19 protein-coding genes are annotated in these 18538 nt (G+C 62.4%); 14 read left to right on the top strand and 5 right to left on the bottom strand.

What is annotated here, in order from left to right; genetic code table 11:
- Positions 1-86 precede the first annotated feature (86 nt).
- From NKJ00_RS02440 to NKJ00_RS02425, 4 genes are all read left to right on the top strand, one after another.
- The gene (locus NKJ00_RS02440; RefSeq protein ID WP_352628579.1) at positions 87-851 is read left to right on the top strand and encodes an SDR family oxidoreductase; all 765 of its coding nucleotides are present in this window, start codon (positions 87-89) and stop codon (positions 849-851) included.
- Positions 852-1271: 420 nt separating this feature from the next.
- Positions 1272-2246, top strand: a complete 975-nt coding sequence (locus tag NKJ00_RS02435; RefSeq protein WP_352628578.1) for an ABC transporter substrate-binding protein — start codon at positions 1272-1274, stop codon at positions 2244-2246.
- Between the two features lie 76 nt (positions 2247-2322).
- Positions 2323-3408, top strand: coding sequence for a quaternary amine ABC transporter ATP-binding protein (locus tag NKJ00_RS02430; protein ID WP_352628576.1), 1086 nt, complete (start codon positions 2323-2325; stop codon positions 3406-3408).
- The gene (locus NKJ00_RS02425; protein ID WP_128302439.1) at positions 3405-5387 is read left to right on the top strand and encodes an ABC transporter permease; all 1983 of its coding nucleotides are present in this window, start codon (positions 3405-3407) and stop codon (positions 5385-5387) included. Before NKJ00_RS02430 ends, NKJ00_RS02425 begins: the two co-directional genes overlap by 4 nt.
- A gap of 11 nt (positions 5388-5398) precedes the next feature.
- On the opposite strand, the gene NKJ00_RS02420 is transcribed toward NKJ00_RS02425, so the two are convergent.
- Positions 5399-6757: a trimethylamine monooxygenase gene (locus tag NKJ00_RS02420; protein ID WP_352628574.1), complete on the bottom strand. Its 1359-nt coding sequence runs from the start codon at positions 6755-6757 to the stop codon at positions 5399-5401.
- 259 nt (positions 6758-7016) lie between these two features.
- Between NKJ00_RS02420 and NKJ00_RS02415 the strand changes: the two genes are divergently transcribed.
- A complete protein-coding gene (locus NKJ00_RS02415; RefSeq protein ID WP_352628572.1) occupies positions 7017-7733 on the top strand; it encodes a helix-turn-helix domain-containing protein in 717 nt (238 codons plus the stop codon).
- A 313-nt stretch (positions 7734-8046) separates the two neighbouring features.
- Here the strand turns inward: NKJ00_RS02415 and NKJ00_RS02410 are convergent, their stop codons facing one another.
- Genes NKJ00_RS02410 through NKJ00_RS02395 form a run of 4 tightly spaced genes read right to left on the bottom strand, consistent with a single transcriptional unit; the run spans position 8047 to position 11830 of the window.
- The gene (locus NKJ00_RS02410) at positions 8047-9087 is read right to left on the bottom strand and encodes a heme-dependent oxidative N-demethylase family protein (RefSeq protein WP_352628570.1); all 1041 of its coding nucleotides are present in this window, start codon (positions 9085-9087) and stop codon (positions 8047-8049) included.
- 9 nt (positions 9088-9096) lie between these two features.
- Positions 9097-10062 carry a PDR/VanB family oxidoreductase gene (locus NKJ00_RS02405; protein WP_352628568.1) on the bottom strand — a complete coding sequence of 322 codons (966 nt, stop codon included), beginning with the start codon at positions 10060-10062 and terminating at the stop codon, positions 9097-9099.
- On the bottom strand, positions 10059-10655 hold the full coding sequence (locus tag NKJ00_RS02400) for a dimethylamine monooxygenase subunit DmmA family protein (protein ID WP_352628566.1): 597 nt from the start codon (positions 10653-10655) through the stop codon (positions 10059-10061). Before NKJ00_RS02400 ends, NKJ00_RS02405 begins: the two co-directional genes overlap by 4 nt.
- Before the next feature lie 41 nt (positions 10656-10696).
- Positions 10697-11830 (bottom strand): aminomethyl transferase family protein, encoded by a 1134-nt coding sequence (locus NKJ00_RS02395; RefSeq protein ID WP_352628564.1) that lies wholly within the window; start codon positions 11828-11830, stop codon positions 10697-10699.
- Positions 11831-12116: 286 nt separating this feature from the next.
- Here NKJ00_RS02395 and NKJ00_RS02390 point away from each other — a divergent pair, with 286 nt between their 5' ends.
- The 9 genes from NKJ00_RS02390 to NKJ00_RS02350 all read left to right on the top strand — a co-directional run bounded on the left by NKJ00_RS02390 (position 12117) and on the right by NKJ00_RS02350 (position 18530).
- A complete protein-coding gene (locus tag NKJ00_RS02390) occupies positions 12117-12404 on the top strand; it encodes a hypothetical protein (protein ID WP_352628562.1) in 288 nt (95 codons plus the stop codon).
- Positions 12405-12416: 12 nt separating this feature from the next.
- A complete protein-coding gene (locus NKJ00_RS02385) occupies positions 12417-12794 on the top strand; it encodes a hypothetical protein (RefSeq protein ID WP_023808734.1) in 378 nt (125 codons plus the stop codon).
- 36 nt (positions 12795-12830) lie between these two features.
- A complete protein-coding gene (locus tag NKJ00_RS02380; protein ID WP_013532900.1) occupies positions 12831-12992 on the top strand; it encodes a hypothetical protein in 162 nt (53 codons plus the stop codon).
- A 14-nt stretch (positions 12993-13006) separates the two neighbouring features.
- On the top strand, positions 13007-14410 hold the full coding sequence (locus tag NKJ00_RS02375; RefSeq protein ID WP_352628560.1) for an APC family permease: 1404 nt from the start codon (positions 13007-13009) through the stop codon (positions 14408-14410).
- 45 nt (positions 14411-14455) lie between these two features.
- Positions 14456-15145 (top strand): hypothetical protein, encoded by a 690-nt coding sequence (locus tag NKJ00_RS02370; RefSeq protein WP_352628558.1) that lies wholly within the window; start codon positions 14456-14458, stop codon positions 15143-15145.
- Entirely contained in the window at positions 15142-15465 is a 324-nt protein-coding gene (locus NKJ00_RS02365; RefSeq protein ID WP_127291046.1) for a hypothetical protein, read from the top strand. Before NKJ00_RS02370 ends, NKJ00_RS02365 begins: the two co-directional genes overlap by 4 nt.
- Before the next feature lie 103 nt (positions 15466-15568).
- Complete coding sequence (locus tag NKJ00_RS02360) at positions 15569-16465, top strand: class II glutamine amidotransferase (RefSeq protein ID WP_023808738.1); 897 nt, start codon at positions 15569-15571, stop codon at positions 16463-16465.
- Between the two features lie 4 nt (positions 16466-16469).
- Positions 16470-17195, top strand: a complete 726-nt coding sequence (locus tag NKJ00_RS02355) for a GltB/FmdC/FwdC-like GXGXG domain-containing protein (RefSeq protein ID WP_352628556.1) — start codon at positions 16470-16472, stop codon at positions 17193-17195.
- Between the two features lie 6 nt (positions 17196-17201).
- Positions 17202-18530: an FMN-binding glutamate synthase family protein gene (locus NKJ00_RS02350; RefSeq protein ID WP_023808740.1), complete on the top strand. Its 1329-nt coding sequence runs from the start codon at positions 17202-17204 to the stop codon at positions 18528-18530.
- The last annotated feature ends 8 nt before the right edge of the window (positions 18531-18538 follow it).

Raw genomic sequence — 18538 nt, 5'->3', positions numbered from 1 at the left:
TCGACGCCGCTTGACCCGTTTGCGCGAGGGCGCTTGATCGGAGCATGGTGCAGCGCATACCCTCCCCGAGACAGGGAGGGCACTCGATGGATCTTTTCAAGCTGGACGGCAATGTCGCGCTGGTCACCGGCGCCGGCAGCGGCATCGGCCAGGCAATCGCGATCGGACTGGCCGAGGCAGGCGCCGACGTCGCCTGTTTCGGCCACGCGTCGAAGGGTGGGCTGGACGAGACCGCGCACCGAATCGCGGCACTCGGCCGCAAAGCGCTGGTGCTGACCGGTACAGTGACATCGCAGAGCGATCTCGCGGCTGCGATCGATCGCGTTGAGAGCGAACTCGGTGCGCTCACCGTCGCCGTCAACAATGCCGGCATTGCCGGCTCCGAACCCGCCGAGACGATGCCGCTGGAGACATGGCAGAAGGTTCACGACGTCAATGTCGCCGGCGTGTTCCTGTCCTGTCAGGCCGAAGCGCGCAAGATGTTGGTGCGAGGCAAGGGCTCGATCATCAACATCGCCTCGATGTCGGGCACCATCGTCAACCGCGGCCTGACGCAGGCGCACTACAACTCTTCGAAGGCCGCCGTCATCCACATGTCGAAGAGCTTCGCCATGGAGTGGGCCGATCGCGGCCTGCGCGTCAATGTCGTCAGTCCGGGCTACACGCTGACGCCGATGAACAAGCGGCCGGAGGTGGCGGAAGAAGTGAAGATCTTCAAGCGCGACACGCCGATGGGGCGCATGGCGGCGCCGGAGGAAATGGTCGGGCCGACGGTGTTCCTCGCCAGCCGCGCAGCGAGCTTCGTCACCGGCCTCGACCTGATTGTCGATGGCGGCTACGTCTGCTGGTAAGAGCTCAGCTTCGCCTGCAGTCTGAATTTGTACGTCTCGCGAAGCGTTAGTCGTTGCGCGACATGAACCTTGGTATATATAATTTCATCCTATGAAACGGCCTTGGCGAGATGGGGCTTACCAGGCGGGTAGCCGAGATCATAGGACCTTGATGGCTCGCACCTTGCAGGGGCGCCGCAGGACTGGCAATCGATCCGCAGATGACCGCTCCCGCAGCGATCCGTCGGCAGCCATGACGCCGACACTCCAATCCTGTCCCATCATCACCAGAATTGAGCACCATCTTGCCTGCGCTGGCCAAAGCCGGGGCAACAATTTGGCGCCGACGGCCTTGCGCAAAGACCAGCCTTTCCAACACAATCAAGAAAAGCCGCAAGAAGGGAACGAACGATAATTTTCACAGCTTGAAGGAGAACAAGCATGTCACTTCGCAGTGTGATTTCGAACTTAACAATGGGAGCCTTCGCGCTTGCCGCCGCAAGTGCGCTTACATCACCGGCTTACGCAGCCGCGCCGGAATCGAACGACCCGATCAAGATCGCGCTGTTCGACTGGACCAGCGTCAACCTGAACGCCAAGATCCTCGGCGGCATCCTGGAAAAGCTCGGCTACACCGTCGAGTATCCGACCGCCGACTACCTCTCCAGCCTGACCACAGGCCTCACCAATGGCGATCTCGATGTCGGCATGGAATTCTGGGACACGACCGCCGGCGAGGCCATGAAGGCCTCCGATGCGACAGGCCAGACCGAACGGCTGGGCAAGCTCGGCCCGAAGGCCAAGGAAGAATGGTGGTTTCCCGAATACATGAAGGAGAAGTGCCCCGGCCTACCCAATTGGGAAGCGCTGAAGGACCCGAAATGCGCCGAAGCCTTCTCGACGGCCGAGACCGCACCGAAGGGGCGCTATCTCGGCGGCCCGGTGACCTGGGAAGGCTTTGACGACGAGCGCGTCGAGGCACTGAAGCTGCCCTTTACCGTCATCCATGCCGGCACCGACGCGGCGATGTTCGCCGAACTGGACTCGGCCTATCAGCGCAAGGCGCCGATCATGCTGTGGATCTATTCGCCGCACTGGGCGCCGGCCAAGTACAAGGGCGAGTGGGTGGAATTCCCCGAATACACGCCAGAGTGCTACAACGACCCGAAATGGGGCACCAACCCCGACGCCAAATATGATTGCGGCAAGCCGCATGGCGAGATCTGGAAGTACTCCTGGGCCGGCATGAAGGACAAATGGCCGGTCGCTTACAAGGTGGCCAAGGCCTACACGGTCGACACCGACGAACTCAACAAGATGAGCGGCGAGGTCGATCTCGGCGGCAAGACGCCGGAAGACGTCGCGGCCGCCTGGATCGCCGCCCACGAAGCCGACTGGAAAGCCTGGGCGCAGTGATCGTTCCGACTGGAAGATGAGACCCGGCTGCTGATCAGCCGGGCCTCGGTTCTTGGTGTTCCAGAAGGACGTTTGAATGACGGACAAGACTGAACAGGGCGCCAAGGGGGCGGGCACGCCAAAAGATGCCCGCCCGATAAAGCTTGCCTGCCGCAACGTCTGGAAGCTGTTCGGATCGAACGCGGCCAACTTCATCCGCGAACGCGACGGCAAGGCCAGCATGGCAGACGTCACTGCTGCCGGGCTGGTCGGCGCGGTGCGCGCCGTCGACCTCGAAATCCGCCAGGGCGAGATTTTCATCATCATGGGCCTGTCGGGCTCCGGCAAGTCGACGCTGGTCCGTTGCATGTCGCGGCTGGTCGAGCCGACCCATGGCAAGGTCGAATTCGAAGGCAATGACCTCCTGAAAATCTCCGATGCAGCACTCATCGAATTGCGGCGGCACCGCATGGGCATGGTGTTCCAGAACTTTGCCCTGCTGCCGCATCTCAACGTGCTGGAGAACATCGCCTTCCCGCTCGGCATCCAGGGTCAGGACCGGGCGACACGCGAAGCGCGGGCGCGCGAGGTCATCGAACTTGTCGGCCTGCGTGGCCGCGAGCATTTCTATCCGCGCGAGCTGTCCGGCGGCCAGCAGCAGCGTGTCGGCATCGCCCGGAGCCTGGCGACAAAACCGGAAATCTGGTTCCTCGACGAGCCGTTCTCGGCGCTCGATCCGCTGATCCGCCGCGAAATGCAGGACGAGCTGATGCGGCTGCAGACCATGCTGCACAAGACCATCGTCTTCATCACCCATGATTTCGACGAGGCCATCCGGCTGGCCGACCGCATCGCCATCATGAAGGATGGCGAGGTCATCCAGATCGGCACGCCGGAGGAGCTGGTGGTCAATCCGGCGACCGACTATGTCGCCGAGTTCACCCGGGACGTCGACCGCGCCAAGGTTATTTCAGCACGCAGCCTGATGCGCGCCTGCGACGGCTCGGAACATGGCGGCACCGTTGCCCCGGATGCCAAGATCGCCAGCTTCTCGGCCGGCATCGTTGCCGCCAACAAGCCGTTCGCGGTGGTCAACGGCACCGGCAAGCCGATCGGCGAGGTGACGCCGCAAGCGGTGATCGATCTGCTGGCCGGCATCGATCGCTCAAGGGTCGGCGCATGACGGTGACAGCAAGCGCCAGCGAGGCAAGGCCACGGCCGATTCAGGTATGGCTGCTGATCTGGGCGGCAGCGCTTACCGTTGTGCTTGTCGTGCTCCTGCTGCAGGATCGCCTGCCCTGGGCCGTCAATTATCCGGCCAGCGCCGTCGTGCCGGTCGCCGATTGGGTCAGCGCGCTGATGCGCTGGATCAAGTCGAACCTGTCCTGGTTGACCCGCTCGATCACCGCTGTGCTCGGCGTTCCCCTCGATTTCGCGCTCAATCTGTTGGCCAAGAATTTCAAGATCGGCCACGGCGCTGACGCCTATATCCTGCCGCGCCTGTCCTGGGTCGGCGTCTGCGCCGCCGCCTTCCTCGCCGGTCATGCCGTTGGCGGCAGAAAACTCAGCCTGCTGGTAGGCGGCTGCTTCCTCTACATCGCCCTGTTCGGCCAATGGACCAGTGCCATGCTGACGCTGGCGCTGATTTCCATCGCGGTGCCGTTCTGCATCGTCACCGGCCTGTTCGCCGGCATCTGGGCGTGGCGCAAGCCATGGGCGGAAAGGCTTGTCGTCTCCCCTGCCCTTGACCTGATGCAGACGATCCCGACTTTCGCCTATCTTATCCCGATGCTGCTGCTGTTCGGCAACAGCCCGGTGTCGGCGATGATCGCGACCGCCATCTTCGCCACGCCGCCGATGGTGCGGGCAACGATGCTCGGCCTGTCGCGGGTGCCGTCGGAGATCGACGATTTCAGCGAGATGGCAGGCTGCACGGCGCGGCAGAAACTGTGGCGAGTGCTGCTGCCCTCGGCACGGCCGACACTGATGGTCGGCGTCAACCAGGTGATCATGCTGGCGCTGAACATGGTGATCATCGCCTCGATGATCGGCGCCGGTGGACTCGGTTATGACGTGCTTCTGGCACTGCGCGCCCTGAAGGTCGGCGAGGCGATGGAAGCCGGCCTTGCCATCGTGGCACTGGCCATTGCGCTCGACCGGCTGAGCCAGGCCATCGCGCACAAGCAGGCCAAAGGCCATGCCCATCAGGAGATGAGCCCGAGCCTCTGGCAGCGCTCTCCCAATCTGACGCTGGCCATCGCCATCCTTGTGGTGACGACACTTCTCGGCCTGTTCGTGCCGGCCTTCGCGGCGGTGCCGAAGGCGATCACCTTCACCACCGCGCCCCTGTGGAAAGCGGCCGTAAACTGGGTGACGATCAATTTCTTCGACATGATCGAGGCGTTTCGCGTGACGCTCATCCTCAATCTGCTGAACCCGCTGCGCGCCTTTTGCGAGGGCTTTCCCTGGCTGGGCGCCGTCTTCCTGCTCGGCCTCGCAGGCTATCAGCTCTCCGGCCTGCGGCTGGCCGTGCTGGTGGCAGCGCTGACCGCTTTCTGCGCCATCACCGGCCTGTGGGAAAAGACCATGGCGACCGTCTATCTCTGCGGCATCTCTGCCTTCATTGCCTGCCTGATCGGCATCCCCATCGGGCTGATGGCTTCACGCAGCAACCGTTTCGAGAAGATCGTCACACCGGTCATCGATACGCTGCAGGTGCTGCCGTCCTTCTGCTTCATCATCCCGGTGGTGATGCTGTTCAGGGTCGGCGACGTCACCGCGATGATCGCAACGATAGCCTTCGCCGTGGTACCGGCGATCCGCTACACCAATCACGGGATCAGGCAGGTGCCGCCGGCGCTGATCGAGGCGGCAAAGGTGTCGGGCTGCACGCCGCGCCAGACCTTCTTTCGCGTGCAACTGCCGCTTGCGCTGCCGGAGATCATGCTTGGCGTCAACCAGACGATCCTGATGGCGCTGGCGATGATCATCATTTGCGCCATGGTCGGCACGCGCGATCTCGGCCAGGAAGTGTTCATCGCGCTGTCCAAGGCCGATTCCGGCCGCGGCATCGTCGCGGGCTTGGCAATCGCTTTCATCGGCATCGTCGCCGACCGACTGTTCGGCGCCTGGACGGCGAAGGCCAGGGCGAGGCTGGGATAGCAGGCGCCGCCCTACTCCGCCGCCACGCCCTTCATCTCGAGATAGCTCTCCATCGAATCGTCCAGCGCCTGCAGCCACGGCGTATGATGCAGCGGCGCCATGGTCCCGGTCATCAGCGAGCGATAGGCGTGGTCGCGGAAGCCCATGATGTTCTCCGCCTTGTGATGTTCCCATTCCATGAAGGTCTGGTTGACCGCCTCGACGTCGAAGCCCGGATAGTCGGTCTGGTCCATCAATTCCTTGGTGTAGTCGCCCTGGAACCAGATCATCTGCTCGGCGTCTTCGAGCGTTTCCTCACGCGCCCTCCATTTCGCGCCGTGCTCGGCCATTGCCTTGGCCGACGGCAGCTTGATGCGGCCCATGATGACGTCGCGGGCGAACCAGGCCTGCGCGTCGAACATGTTGAAGGTGTAGAACTGGTCCTGCATGCCGATGAAGGACAGCTTCGGATTTTTCTCCCAGACGACACCCTCGTAGAGCCCGTCCGGCCACATGCGGTTGGCTGTCTTCAGCTTCAGGTCCTCGGTGAGGAACGGGAAAGAGTGCAGGTAGCCGGTGCATAGGATGATGGCATCGACATCCCTAGTGGTGCCGTCCTTGAAATGCGCGGTCTTGCCGACGACCTTCTGCAGCAGCGGCACTTCCTTCCAATTCTCCGGCCATTTGAAGCCCATCGGCTTCGAGCGGTAGCTGGAGGTGATCGATTTGGCGCCGTATTTGTAGCACTGCGAGCCGATGTCCTCGGCCGAATAGGAGCGGCCGATGATCAATATATCCTTGCCCTTGAACTCCATCGCGTCGCGGAAATCGTGGCTATGCAGGATGCGGCCGTTGAAGGTCGAAAAGCCCTCGAAATAGGGCACATTGGGCACCGAGAAATGCCCGGAAGCGACGACGACATTGTCGAACTCTTCCGAATAGGTGACGTCGTTGGTGCGATCATGCGCGGTGACGGTGAATTTCTTCGTCTCGTCGGAAAACGTCACCAAGCGCACCGGGCTGTTGAAGCGCACCCATTTGCGAAGGCCTGATTTCTCGACGCGTCCCTTGATGTAGTCCCACAGCACGGCGCGCGGCGGATAGGAGCCGATCGGCCGGCCGAAATGCTCCTCGAAAGTGTAGTCGGCGAATTCCAGGCATTCCTTCGGGCCGTTCGACCAGAGGTAGCGGTACATCGAGCCGTGCACCGGGTCGCCATGCTCGTCGAGGCCGGTGCGCCAGGTGTAGTTCCACAGGCCGCCCCAGTCCGACTGCTTTTCGAAGCAGACGATCTCGGGAATGTTGGCGCCCTTGTCGGCCGCCGACTTGAAGGCCCTGAGCTGTGCCAGGCCGGACGGGCCGGCTCCGATGACGGCAACGCGACTTTTCATGGCAGGCCTCCCGATCTGAATTGCTCTTACGAAACAAATTTCACTCACAGGACAGTAATTGGCCCTTTCGTGCTGTCAACAGCCCGATGCTGAAACAAGGTTCCGCGCGGGCGGATTTCCCGCGAAAAACCGGACGCTGCCAAACATCATTATCATCCGCATGCGCGTTCACGCGACTTGCCGTCGCAGTTGCGCTCCTGTATCGGCACCTGACATGTTCACCTAGAGTGAAATAAATCCCAGGAGTGCCGGGGGCGACATGGCGAAGAAGGTTTCCGATCCCAAGGCTGGTCTCGCCGGTGCGACGGCCAAGCCGCTGCCAAAGGTTTCGGCCGACGGCAAGACCATCCGCGCGCCGCTGACGCAGAACCCGCATGCCATTCGCGACACGCGCGAAAAAGTGCTGGAGGTGGCGATCGGCCGCGAGGTGCGGGCGTTCCGCAAGAAGCTCGGTATCACCGTCGCCGATCTGGCGGTCGCCACCGACATTTCTCTGGGCATGCTGTCGAAGATCGAGAACGGCATCACCTCGCCGTCGCTGACCACCTTGCAGGCGCTGTCGCGGGCGCTCGGCGTTCCGGTCACCGCCTTTTTCCGCCGCTTTGAGGAAGAGCGCAGCGCCGTCTTCGTCAAGGCCGGCCAAGGCCTCGATGTCGAGCGCCGCGGCACCCGTGCAGGCCATCAGTACAATCTGCTCGGCCATATCGGCTCCAACACCAGCGGCGTCGTCGTCGAACCCTATCTGATCACACTGACCGAGGATTCCGATGTGTTCCCGACCTTCCAGCATGAGGGCATGGAGTTCCTCTACATGCTGGAAGGCGAGGTGGTTTACCGGCACGGCAGCAACCTTTACCCGATGAAGCCCGGCGACAGCCTGTTCTTCGATGCCGACGCACCGCACGGGCCGGAACAGTTGACGAAGCTGCCGATGCGCTATTTGTCGATCATTTGCTATCCGCAGAGCGTGGGGTGAGGTTAGCTGTCCCGCAAAACTCTCTTCCTCTCCCTCCGGAGGGGGGAGAGGTGGCGCTGCGAAGCAGCGACGGAGTGGGGGAAGGCGGTCCTCAAACGCGAACCCGCCGACAAGTGGCACGACCGAGCGGGCCTGAAATCTCGGCAGGCAGCTGAACAATCGGAAGCATCGCCTGGGCGCGAACTCACAACCGCCGAATCAGGTCGACCCCCACTCCGTCGAGGTTCGCTCGACACCTCTCCCCCGATCGACGGGGTAGAGGAAGGGAGCGAAACCGTCCCGCCGGGCTCCTTTCTTTCTCTCCCAGCAGGCTCTAATCCGGCCCAAAGCCCGAACTTGTCGCACTCCCATCATCCAGCTTCGACAGCCACTCGACCAACGCCGGACGATAGCGCGTCAGGCCCTTGTAGTTGGCGAGTTCGTCGGGCAGGTCGCGGATGACGCGGTGCAGGCGCCGTGCCCATTTCGGCTGCGTCACCAGTTCGTCCATCTTGATCAGATAGCAGCGGATCGGGAAGACGATGCCGTTGGAGCGCGGCAGGCGCCAGAAACTCTGCAGCTCGACACGCAGATGTACCTTGTCGCCGACATTCTCCGGCGTCACCGTCGCCCGGTCCGGACCCCATTTGTGGTAGTTTTCCGGACTGGTGTCGAGGCGCGGATTGATGGTCATCGTCCAATTCAGGCGCCGCGCCGGCTTGCCCTGCTGGATGTTGGTGAGGAATTTCAGCGCCCTGACGAAAATCCCCTTCTCATGCGCCAGCGGCACCGGCGCATGCCATTCGAAGAAGTTCATGCCGATGTCGAAATCGAGCGACCAGTCGGCCTGGGTGGTGACCATGCCGGCATCCATCCACAGATTGCCGTCGCGCTGGTCGAGGATGCAGAAATCGCCCTGGCTCTGCCGCGTGATGTACTCCATCGGCCCGTAAGGCAGCGTCGAGGTGTCGCCGAAGGTAAAGGTGTCGTCGATGCCGAGCGGCCGGTTGATCCAGCGCCAGCGGTCGCCGTCGCGGGTCAGCGTGAAATGCTCGGGATAACCCAGCGCCTGCTGTTCCATCAAAAGCTCGAGCAGGTCCCAGCCGGCCAGCGTCATATGCGGCAGCGACTGGCAGCGCAGCGGATCCTCGGCCAGCACCAGAGCGCGGTCCTGCATCTCGGCGACATAGTGCTCGTCGACGTCGATCAGGTTCTCCAGCACGCTGCCCTTCGGGCCGACGACATGCGGCTCGATGTTGACCGCATACATGTAGGCGTCTTCGTGGAACGGAAACGGAAACCGCCTTATGTGCTCGGGGCTGTTTTTGAAGGTGAAGTCGTCGCGGAACGTTTCCTTGCGAAAGGTGATGCCCATGATTCTCTCCTACCGTTCCAGGACCAGCGACCGGCCTTCGAAGCGCGACACGCAGGGCATGATCTTCTTGCCCGAACGGTGCTCTTCCTCACTCAGCCAGTGGTCGTTGTGGATGAACTTGCCGTCGCAAGAGATGACGTTGGTTTCGCACTGGCCGCAGACGCCGCCGCGGCAGAGGTAAGGCGGATCGACGCCGGCCGCCTCGATCGCTTCCAAGAGGCTCTGCTGTTCGTCGACGCGGATCGCCTTGCCGCTGACGGCAAGCGTCACGTCGAACGGCAGTCCGGGCTGAGGTGCCGCGAAATGCTCGAAATGTACGGTCTCCGCTGGCCAGCCAAGGCTTGCGGCGCGATCGCGTACCCAGCCGATCATGCCGGCCGGGCCGCAGACATAGAGATGCGTGCCGAGCGGCTGTGTCGACAGCAGCCGGTCGAGCTCGATGCGCTCCTCGCGGTCGTCGTGGTAGAGACGCACCCGGCGGTCGTAGCGCTCGCGCAGCACATCGGCATAGGTGCCCAGCGAGGCAGTCCGGCAGGTGTAGTGCAGTTCGAAATTGCCGCCTTCGGCCGCCAGCTGCGCGGTCTGCGCCATGAACGGGGTGATGCCGATGCCGCCGGCCAGCATCAGGTGCTTTTTGGCGCGCAGGTCGAGCGAGAACAGATTGACGGGATAGCTGACCACCATCTCCAGGCCAGGCCGGACATTCCGGTGCATGAACAGCGAGCCGCCGCGGCCGACATCGTCGCGCCGCACAGAGATCGTGTATTCGCGCGTGTCGAGCGGCGAGCCCATCAGCGAATAGGGATTGAGCCTGGTCCGCTCGCCGTCGCGCATCTCGACCACGACATGGGCACCGCCGGAAAAGGTCGGCAAAAGCTCGCCGTCGCGCCGGCGGAAATGGAAGCGGGTGACGAGGTCGTTGACCGGGACGACGTCGCTGACAACGACATCGAGTTTTGTTGTTCCGGTGCTCATCGAAAAATCTCCTCCATCGGAGGAATCTCCGAGCGATCTTCCGCATTGATGCAGACGCCCTGGAAGGCTGCGATGCGCCTGGAATAATGGTCGCGCACCAGAAGCAGCAGGCCGCAATGCGCGCAGGTCGCCGGCTGCGTCGTGACATTCTCGGTGATGCCCTTGCAGTGGACGCATTGCATGCGCCGCGCCAGCGAGCCGCGGTGCTCGGTCTGGATCGAGGTGTGGTCGATGCCGGCTTCAAGCGCCACCTGCATCGCCTGGCCGATCAGGCCCTCGGTGCCCGAGAGATAGAGGCGCAGGCCCATATGCGCGTTGGCCAGTGTCTGCCGGAGCCGTGGCAGCAGGCTGGCAAAGGACGGCGCCTGGTGGAACTGTGCCGGCTTCAACGCTTCGAGCGCGACGGTGTGTTTGCCGTCCGGCCCAGGAATGAAGACGATTTCGGCGTCGTCGAAAAACCCGGGCGGCGCCCTCACGGCCATCTCCGCTATTGCCAGCGCCCCTTCCGCGTCCGCGATGAAAAGATGATGCTTGCCGGGTTGCGGAGACAAAGTTCCGTAAACCGGCCGGCTGATGATGCTTTTGGCTGCCATTTATGCCTTCGTGCCTCGAACCCCTCGCCGTTGACTATGCCTCAACCTTTCGCGGTGCGCTTGGTCTTCTTGGGATCGTCGAATGGCAGTGGCTGCGCCGTCGCCTTGATGGCACCGCTCTTGTTGCGGATTTCGAGCTTGGTGTCCTTGACCGCGCAGTCGACGTCGAGTCGGGCGATGCCCATCGATTTCTCGACCAGCGGCGAATACATGGCGCAGGTCACCACGCCGACCTTTTTGCCGTCGCGATAGACCGGCGCGCCTTCATCGGCCGGCTCCTTACCGTCGAGCAGGACGCCATAGATCTTGAAGCGCTCCTTGCCCTTCAGACGATAGTGCTCCTCGGCACCGCGAAAGCCGGTCTTGCCAGGGCTGACGGTGAAGTCGAGGCCGAGTTCCCAAAGCGTGTCGCCTGGGCCTTCGTTCTCAAACGGATATTTTTGGGAGTTGTCGTAGGGATAAAAGAGCAGATAACTTTCGACGCGCAGCATGTCGAGCGTGGTGAAGCGGCACGGAATGATGCCGGCGCTCTTGCCCTCGTCGAGGATCCTGTCCCAGATCGTGCCGGCATCCTGGCCGCGGCAGAAGATCTCGTAGCCGCGCTCGCCGGTATAGCCGGTGCGCGAGATCATCACCGGAAGACCGAACAGCTGCGTCTGCATCTGATGGAAATAGTTGAGGTCGCGAATACCCGGCACGTGCTTGGCCAGATAGTCGACCGCTGTCGGACCCTGCAGCGACAGATCGTGCAGATTGTCGTCGAAGCGCAGCGAGACGTCGCGTCCTACCGAAGCACGCTGCAACTCCTCATGGCCGGTGCCCGAACCATGCACGACCATCCATGCATTGGGGCCGGTGCGGTAGAGGATGCAATCGTCGGTGAATTTCCCCGCCTCGTTCAGCATGCAGGCATAGGCCGACTTGCCGGGATAGATCTTTTCGACATCGCGCGTCGTCGCCAGGTCGATCAGGTGTGAGGCATGCGGCCCGGTGATATGGACTTTCTTGAGGCCGGAGACATCCATCAGACCAGCCTTGGTGCGGATGGCGATGTACTCCTCGTCGGCATCCTTGTCGTAGGTCCAGGCGGTTCCCATGCCGCTCCAGTCTTCGAGCTTCGAACCGAGCGCGCGATGGCGATCCGCCAGGGTCGAAAATCTCCAGGATGCCGTCATCCGCTCGTCCTCCGTTTCGATAATGCTCTGCTGTTCCCTGCCCCCTGCGCAGCGGCGGGAGCTTTGGCCGAATATTGATCGCAAACCTCCGGGCGCCGCAATACCCATAAGCAATTAATTTCATTGTCAGGCAAAATCCGTTGCGCCAAGCAAACGGTTAACCCCGCGTAAATCGCGCTTGACAATTGCGGGATTCAGACAGAACTTATGAAAAAAATTTCACTCTGTTGAAAGAGGACGGCGGACGGGAGATTCGGAACCGGACGGCGGAAAAGGGGAGAAACCGATGTCAGACATGCAGCAGCGCATCGAAGCGCTGTACCGTTCCGACCTGCGCGGAGCCGCGCTCCTGATCGTCTGCCTGTGGGGGACGATCCTCTTCGTCCTCCTCATGACATGGCCCTACATCCCGCACGGCGGCATCAAAGCCGTCGTCGCGATCGCCGCTGGCGCCGTGCTGATCTTCAACACGGCGGCCATCCTGGCGATGGTCAAGCACTACAAGGAAGACAAGGAATTCATCTACGGGCTCGACATCAAGAACGCCGACGCGTTCAGCAACCGCAAGTCCTGAGGGGTAGAAGAAATGTCCCGCTACACGCCGCCGGAGCAAAGCAAGGCCGGGCAGGTTTTCGACATCGCCGTCGTCGTCGTCGCCATTTTCGTGGCACTGTGGCTACCGCTCAAGCTGGGCCTCGCCGGCGCGGCGAAATCCATCGACGCGCTCGACGCCAAGACCTGGGAAGCGCTAGGCCAGAACCCGACCATGGCGTCTATCTGGGAAAAGCTCGGCTATACGCCCGAGACCGCGCACGACATCATCCAGAACCGCTTCCACTATGTCATCGACTGGCCGACGCTGATCATCATGGCGGCGGTGCTGATCGGTTATTTCATCTTCCTGTTTCGTGCATCAGACCGCGAATACCGCGACGTCATCAACGAAAAATTCGACGACAAGTAAGAGTTCTGAGGACGATCTAATTCGGGGGACACGATCATGTGGGTGGCACTCTCTTACGCATGCTGGGGCATCTCGATCGTGCTCGCTTTGTGGATGCTCTACGACTGGTTCAAGGTCGACACGACCTTCTCCGAAGAGGTGCTGACCTCCTCGCGCGAAGGCGAACTGGAAGCCACTTCCGAAAAACACCGGATCTGAGTGAGGATTGAACAATGACGATCGCACTTGAACCGGCTGCCCCGGCTGCCCAAGGGGACAGAGTTTCACTCCTGCGCGTGCTCGGACCGGCCCATGTCTGGGCGCTCGGCGTCGGCATCGTCCTGGTCGGCGAATTCACCGGCTGGAATTTCTCGGCCGACAAGGGTGGCGCACTGGCCGCGCTGATCGTCTGCTGGGTCGTGGGATTGCTCTACACCTCGGTCGCCATGATCGATTCCGAGGTGACATCGACCGTGGCCGCCGCCGGCGGCCAGTATGCGCAGGCAAAGCACATCGTCGGACCGCTGATGGCGTTCAACGTCGCGCTGTTCCTGGTCTTTGCCTACACCATGCTCGAAGTGTCCGACGCCATCCTGCTCGGCGACACCATCGTCGCCAAGGCCGGCGTCGAAGGGCTCACCCACAATTCCTTCATCGCCGCGACCATCGTCGTGCTGGCGTGGCTGAACTATCGCGGCGTGCTGATGACGCTCAACGTCAACTTCGTCATCACAGCAGTCGCCTATATCTCGATCGTCATCCTGTTCTTTTCGGTCAGCCCGTGGACGCAAGGCGCCGTGCTGAAGCTGAACGAGTTGGTCACATCAGGCAATGCGCTCCCCTATGGCTGGATCGGCGTCATCGCCGCCTTCCAGTTCGGCATCTGGTACTATCTCGGCATCGAGGGCACCACACAGGCCGCCGAGGAAGTGCGCTCGCCGGCCCGCTCGCTGCCTTACGGCACCATGGCCGGCATGATCACGCTTTTGATCGCAGCCGCCATGACCTGGTATGTCTGCGCCTCGATGATGCCATGGGAATATCTCGGAATCACCTATTATCCGCTGTGGGACGCCGGCAAACTGACTGGCAGCCCGCTGCTCGAGAACCTGTTGTTCGTCGCCACGCTGCTTGCTGCAATGGCCTCCGCCAATGGCTGCATCAACGATGCGGCGCGCGCCTGGTTCTCGCTCGGCCGCGACCGCTATCTGCCGACATGGTTCTCGGCCGTGCATCCGAGATATCGCACGCCCTATCGTTCGATCCTGTTCCTGCTGCCGATCGCGCTGGCCTTCGCCTTCATCGCCGACCTCAACCAGGCGATCACCTTCTCGATCCTGTCGGGCGTGCTGCAATATACCTTCATGAGCATCAACATCATCATGTTCCGCAAGAAGTGGCCGCTGGGCTCGATCCGGCGCGGCTACACGCACCCCTTCCACCCGATCCCGGCCATCGTGCTGTTTTGCCTGTGCGTGGTGACCTTCTTCGCCATCTTCCTCGGCTTCGGCTCGCAGCTGATCGCCATGGTCGCCTTCTACTTCCTGATCTCACTGTGGTTCCATTTCTATCGCTACAAATTCGTGCGGCGCGGCGATCAGTTCACCATGCCGTGGCCGAAGCCGCAGGGTTATTGATGGGAGAAGGCCCGTCCATAGCCTGGGCGGGCCTGGCATGAGAAAATGTCCGAGGTGACATCAGCACTGCTGGCAGGGGCCATCGTCCTGGCTGTCGTTCTCCACCTTGCCCGGCAGGCGCGTGCCAGCCGCAGCAGGGCATCGATGGCGCTCGCCGTTGAGCAAGGCCGCATCCGCACAGTCATCGCCGACGCTGCCAATGTTTCGGATGGCACCGCCGGCGTCATCACCTGGGAAGGATCCTGGAACAGCAAACGTGTCCAGGTGCGCACCATCGTCGATACGCTGGCGACGCGAAAACTGCCGGCGCGCTGGCTCAGTGTTTCGATCACCGAAGAGGTCGCGGTGCCGGCGACGTTCGACATGATGATGCGGCCGGGATCGCCGACGACCTTCTCCAATTTCGATCATCTCGAGCACACGCTGCCGAAGAGCTCAGCATTTCCGGCTGAGGCCGTGTTGCGGACCGATCGCAGGGGCGTCCACTTCCCACTGGAGACCATCGCCGGCCACCTCGGGATTTTTTCCGAAGGGCGCGCCAAGGAACTGCTGATCACCCCGAAAGGGGTACGCATCGTGTGGCTGCTGGCCGAAGCCGAACGGGCGCGTTATGGCGTCTTTCGGCAGGCCGAATTCGGCGACGCCACACTCGATCCCGCGCTGATCGAAAGACTGCTGGTGTCGGTGTCGGCGCTTCGCGACGCCATCAACAAAAGCGAACGGCAGGCCGCATGACCATTCCCACCACTGCACCCACCAACCCCTATCTGGTTCTCGGCGCCGCAATCGTGTTGCCGGGAAGCGGGCATGTCATTCTCGGCGTGCCGGTGCGCGGCCTTCAGTTCCTTTTCTTCATGGTGATCCTGGCATGGGTGACGGCCAAGATCGCACCGTCGGATGCCAGCTTTGCCGGCCGTCACGCCGGCGGCTTCCTGATCTATGCCTTGTCGATTCTCGACGCCTACAAGATCGCTCGCATCCGCACCGCGAAATGGGTTCACAATGCCCGGCGAGACGGCGACAGTGCGCAGAGCGGCATTGAGCCGCATAGGTAACTAGAGGAATATTTTTTTCATACGATTGAACTTGTGCAACTCATTCGATACATCCTCTCTTAGCTACAAACGATCTCTTAGCTACAAACATCGGGAGGCTGACATGTGTGGAATTGTCGGACTGTTTTTGAAGGACAAGTCGCTGGAGCCCCAGCTTGGCGCGATGCTGTCGCAGATGCTGATCTCGCTCAGCGATCGCGGTCCCGACAGCGCCGGCATTGCCATCTATGGCGCGCCTTCCAAAAATGAGGCCAAGATCACCATTCAGTCGGCCAAGCCGGACCGCGATTTCCGCGGCCTCGAGGCGGAGCTCGCCAAGGCCATCGGCACCCCGGTGACGATCGCGGTGAAATCCACCCATGCGGTCGTCAGGACCACGCCCGCCAAGATCGATGAAGCGCGCGAAACCATCCAGACGCTGCGCCCCGACATCCGCATCATGGGCGCCGGCGACGTTGTCGAGATCTACAAGGAAGTTGGCCTGCCCGAGGCGGTCGTCGATCGCTTCGATGTCCGCAAGATGACCGGCACGCATGGCATTGGCCACACCCGGATGGCGACGGAATCGGCTGTGACGACAATGGGCGCGCATCCGTTCTCGACCGGCGCCGACCAGTGCCTTGTGCACAATGGCTCGCTGTCGAACCACAACAATGTCCGCCGCGAGTTGATCCGCGAAGGCATGAAATTCGAGACCGAGAACGACACTGAAGTGGCCGCCGCCTATCTCTCGTCGCAGATGGCGCATGGCAAGAATCTCGGCGAAGCGCTGGAAGGCACGCTCTCCGACCTCGACGGCTTCTTCACCTTCGTCGTCGGCACCAAGAACGGCTTTGGCGTGGTGCGCGATCCGATCGCCTGCAAGCCCGCCGTGATGGCCGAGACCGACCAGTATGTCGCCTTCGGCTCGGAATATCGCGCGCTGACCAAACTGCCCGGCATAGACAATGCGAGGGTATGGGAACCCGAGCCCGCAACCGTCTATTTCTGGGAGCATTGAGTTCATGCCGGCGACCACGCTTTCAAAGACCGCGGCGCACGACCCTCGAGTCTTCGATCTCGACCAGCTGTCGTTGCGCGAACTCAACCAGGCGCTGCACAATCTGGCGCCCGGCTCGAACGAAACGGCATGGGAAGTGCTGAACCCGAAAGGCAGCCACTCGGTCGCCGTCGGCGTCGACCAGCCTGTTGCCATCGATGTGCGCGGCAGCGTCGGCTATTACTGCGGCGGCATGAATTCCGGCAGCACCATTACCGTGCATGGCTCGGCAGGCCCTGGCGTCGGCGAGAACATGATGTCGGGCTCGATCACCATCAAAGGCGACGCCAGCCAGTATGCCGGCGCCACCGGCAAGGGCGGCCTGCTGGTCATCGAAGGCAATGCCTCGTCGCGCTGCGGCATCTCGATGAAAGGCATCGACATCCTCGTGCACGGCAATATCGGCCACATGTCGGCTTTCATGGCGCAGTCGGGCAATCTGGTGGTGCTGGGTGATGCCGGCGACGCGCTGGGCGATTCCATCTACGAGGCGCGGCTCTTCGTGCGCGGCAAGGTCGACAGCTTGGGTGCCGACTGTATCGCCAAGGAGATGAGGGCCGAGCATCTGGAATTGCTGCAGGGCCTGCTCGACCGCGCCGGCGTGACCGGCGTCAAGCCGGCGGAGTTCAAGCGCTACGGCTCGGCGCGTACCCTCTACAATTTCAATATCGACAACGCCGACGCGTATTGAGGCAGCATGACCTATCGCAACCCGCCGACGACGCCGCGCAAATCCGCGACCTTCGACGACTACACGCTTTCCGAGATCCGCCGCGCCGCGGCGACCGGCATCTATGATATCCGTGGCGCCGGCGCCAAGCGCAAGCTGCCGCATTTCGACGACCTCCTGTTCCTCGGCGCCTCGATCTCGCGCTATCCGCTCGAAGGCTACCGCGAGCGCTGCGACACATCAGTCGTGCTCGGTTCACGCCATGCCAAGAAGCCGATCGAGCTGAAGATCCCGATCACCATCGCCGGCATGAGCTTTGGCTCGCTGTCCGGTCCGGCCAAGGAAGCGCTCGGACGCGGCGCGACCCTGTCGGGCACCTCGACCACGACGGGCGACGGCGGCATGACCGAGGAAGAGCGCGGCCATTCCAAGCAGCTGGTCTATCAATACCTGCCGTCGCGCTATGGCATGAACCTGCGCGATCTGCGCCGTGCCGATGCGATCGAAGTCGTCGTCGGCCAGGGCGCCAAGCCGGGTGGCGGCGGCATGCTGCTTGGCCAGAAGATTTCCGACCGCGTCGCCGAAATGCGCACGCTGCCGAAGGGCATCGACCAGCGCTCGGCCTCGCGCCATCCGGACTGGACGGGTCCCGACGATCTCGAGATCAAGATCCTCGAATTGCGCGAAATCACAGACTGGGAAAAGCCGATCTACGTCAAGGTCGGCGGTGCCCGGCCCTATTACGATACCGCGCTTGCGGTGAAGGCCGGCGCCGATGTCGTCGTCGTCGACGGCATGCAGGGCGGCACCGCAGCCACCCAGGAAGTGTTCATCGAAAATGTCGGCATGCCGACGCTTGCCTGCATCAGGCCGGCGGTGCAGGCGCTGCAGGATCTCGGCATGCACCGCAAGGTGCAGCTGATCGTCTCCGGCGGCATCCGCAACGGCGCCGATGTCGCCAAGGCGCTGGCGCTCGGCGTCGACGCGGTCTCGATCGGCACGGCCGCCCTTGTCGCGCTCGGCGACAACGATCCCCGCTGGGAGGCGGAGTATAACGAGCTCGGCACCACGGCCGGCGCCTATGACGACTGGCACGAGGGGCGCGACCCCGCAGGCATCACCACGCAGGACCCCGAACTGATGAAGCGGGTCGACCCGGTGGCCGCCGGACGCCGGCTGGCGAACTACCTCAAGGTGATGACGCTGGAAGCGCAGACCATCGCCCGTGCCTGCGGCAAGAACAGCCTGCACAATCTGGAACCCGAGGACCTCGTCGCGCTGACGATCGAGGCAGCCGCCATGGCCGGCGTACCGCTGGCCGGCACCAACTGGATACCGGGGAAGAACGGCTTCTAATCAATGAA

The sequence above is a fragment of the Mesorhizobium sp. M0227 genome (assembly GCF_040321855.1).
Taxonomy (GTDB): Bacteria; Pseudomonadota; Alphaproteobacteria; order Rhizobiales; family Rhizobiaceae; genus Mesorhizobium.
The sequence above is the reverse complement of the archived record's forward strand: the minus strand, read 5'-3'. Positions and strand labels throughout refer to the sequence as shown.

Coding starts and splice junctions, on each gene's coding strand:
- NKJ00_RS02440 (WP_352628579.1), top strand. CDS start 87: ATGGATCTTTTCAAGCTGGACGGCAATGTCGCGCTGGTCACCGGCGCC.
- NKJ00_RS02435 (WP_352628578.1), top strand. CDS start 1,272: ATGTCACTTCGCAGTGTGATTTCGAACTTAACAATGGGAGCCTTCGCG.
- NKJ00_RS02430 (WP_352628576.1), top strand. CDS start 2,323: ATGACGGACAAGACTGAACAGGGCGCCAAGGGGGCGGGCACGCCAAAA.
- NKJ00_RS02425 (WP_128302439.1), top strand. CDS start 3,405: ATGACGGTGACAGCAAGCGCCAGCGAGGCAAGGCCACGGCCGATTCAG.
- NKJ00_RS02420 (WP_352628574.1), bottom strand. CDS start 6,757: ATGAAAAGTCGCGTTGCCGTCATCGGAGCCGGCCCGTCCGGCCTGGCA.
- NKJ00_RS02415 (WP_352628572.1), top strand. CDS start 7,017: ATGGCGAAGAAGGTTTCCGATCCCAAGGCTGGTCTCGCCGGTGCGACG.
- NKJ00_RS02410 (WP_352628570.1), bottom strand. CDS start 9,087: ATGGGCATCACCTTTCGCAAGGAAACGTTCCGCGACGACTTCACCTTC.
- NKJ00_RS02405 (WP_352628568.1), bottom strand. CDS start 10,062: ATGAGCACCGGAACAACAAAACTCGATGTCGTTGTCAGCGACGTCGTC.
- NKJ00_RS02400 (WP_352628566.1), bottom strand. CDS start 10,655: ATGGCAGCCAAAAGCATCATCAGCCGGCCGGTTTACGGAACTTTGTCT.
- NKJ00_RS02395 (WP_352628564.1), bottom strand. CDS start 11,830: ATGACGGCATCCTGGAGATTTTCGACCCTGGCGGATCGCCATCGCGCG.
- NKJ00_RS02390 (WP_352628562.1), top strand. CDS start 12,117: ATGTCAGACATGCAGCAGCGCATCGAAGCGCTGTACCGTTCCGACCTG.
- NKJ00_RS02385 (WP_023808734.1), top strand. CDS start 12,417: ATGTCCCGCTACACGCCGCCGGAGCAAAGCAAGGCCGGGCAGGTTTTC.
- NKJ00_RS02380 (WP_013532900.1), top strand. CDS start 12,831: ATGTGGGTGGCACTCTCTTACGCATGCTGGGGCATCTCGATCGTGCTC.
- NKJ00_RS02375 (WP_352628560.1), top strand. CDS start 13,007: ATGACGATCGCACTTGAACCGGCTGCCCCGGCTGCCCAAGGGGACAGA.
- NKJ00_RS02370 (WP_352628558.1), top strand. CDS start 14,456: ATGTCCGAGGTGACATCAGCACTGCTGGCAGGGGCCATCGTCCTGGCT.
- NKJ00_RS02365 (WP_127291046.1), top strand. CDS start 15,142: ATGACCATTCCCACCACTGCACCCACCAACCCCTATCTGGTTCTCGGC.
- NKJ00_RS02360 (WP_023808738.1), top strand. CDS start 15,569: ATGTGTGGAATTGTCGGACTGTTTTTGAAGGACAAGTCGCTGGAGCCC.
- NKJ00_RS02355 (WP_352628556.1), top strand. CDS start 16,470: ATGCCGGCGACCACGCTTTCAAAGACCGCGGCGCACGACCCTCGAGTC.
- NKJ00_RS02350 (WP_023808740.1), top strand. CDS start 17,202: ATGACCTATCGCAACCCGCCGACGACGCCGCGCAAATCCGCGACCTTC.